This is a genomic window from Polaromonas sp. (assembly GCF_030682935.1).
GTDB lineage: Bacteria > Pseudomonadota > Gammaproteobacteria > Burkholderiales > Burkholderiaceae_C > Polaromonas.
The window spans coordinates 1-1,053 of the sequence record NZ_JAUXNA010000188.1; the positions used below are offsets into that span (position 1 = coordinate 1).

The 1,053-nt window shown below is 64.1% G+C and carries 2 protein-coding genes; both read right to left on the minus strand.

All coding sequences use genetic code 11. The features are described from left to right. On the minus strand, nt 1-578 hold a 578-nt coding region (locus Q8K05_RS08470), incomplete at its 3' end, for an amidohydrolase family protein (RefSeq protein ID WP_305246193.1). After that, complete coding sequence (locus tag Q8K05_RS08475) at nt 578-883, minus strand: urease subunit beta (protein WP_305246194.1); 306 nt, start codon at nt 881-883, stop codon at nt 578-580. The genes Q8K05_RS08475 and Q8K05_RS08470, both read right to left, overlap by 1 nt. Between the last annotated feature and the right edge of the window lie 170 nt (nt 884-1,053).

Below are 1,053 nucleotides of genomic sequence, written 5' to 3' on the forward strand. Positions count from 1 at the left end.
GGGAAGGCGTCAGCGGCCTGCAGCATGCGGGCTATGTTCCACGGGCCGGGCGTGCAGGTGGTGGCAAAGGTGCCGGTGGCCGGGCCGGTGCCGCCACCCAGCATGGTGGTCACGCCCGAGGTCAGCGCTTCCTCGATCTGCTGCGGGCAGATGAAATGGATGTGCGAGTCGATGCCGCCAGCCGTCACGATCATGCCTTCGCAGCTGATGATCTCGGTCCCGGGGCCGATGATCATGTCCACGCCGGGCTGGGTGTCGGGGTTGCCGGCCTTGCCGATGGCGGCGATGCGCCCGCCCTTCAGGCCGATGTCGGCCTTGACGATGCCCCAGTGGTCCAGGATGAGCGCGTTGGTCATCACCGTGTCCATGGCGCCTTCGGCATTGGTTGTTTGCGACTGCGCCATGCCGTCGCGAATCGTCTTGCCGCCGCCGAACTTGACTTCTTCGCCGTAGCTGCCGGCGCGCAGGGTGTAGTCTGCTTCCACCTCAACAGCCAAGTTGGTGTCGGCCAGCCGCAGGCGGTCGCCCACGGTGGGGCCAAACATTTCTGCGTAGGCGCGTCTGCCAATGGTTGCCATTAAAGCGCTCCCTGAATGAGGCCCCGAAAACCGTAGATTTTTCGCGCACCCGCAAAGTCCACCAGCTCGACCGTGCGCTGCTGGCCGGGCTCGAAGCGCACGGCGGTACCGGAGGCAATATTGAGCCGCATGCCGCGCGCCGCATCGCGGTCAAAACCCAGTGCCGCGTTGGTTTCTGCAAAGTGGTAGTGCGAACCCACCTGGATCGGCCGGTCGGCCGTGTTTTGCACCACGAGTGTCAGCGTGCGCCGGCCCTCGTTGAGGAGATGGTCGGGGCCGTCGGTGAACAGTTCGCCGGGCGTCATGGCCGCCTCACTTGCCGCCGCGTGACAGCCAGATCACCACCGCCATGGCGCCACCGAAGACTACAAAGCCCCACACGTCAGTGGCATGCCAGTGGGTGCCTGAAAATCCATGTTTTTCATGGGAAAAAGCGGTTCCGGCCAGCGTAGTCATTAGGGTTGTTGCTATTAAT

Excerpts from the sequence above, each read along its gene's own strand:
- Q8K05_RS08475 (WP_305246194.1), bottom strand. The coding sequence starts at position 883 with ATGACGCCCGGCGAACTGTTCACCGACGGCCCCGACCATCTCCTCAAC.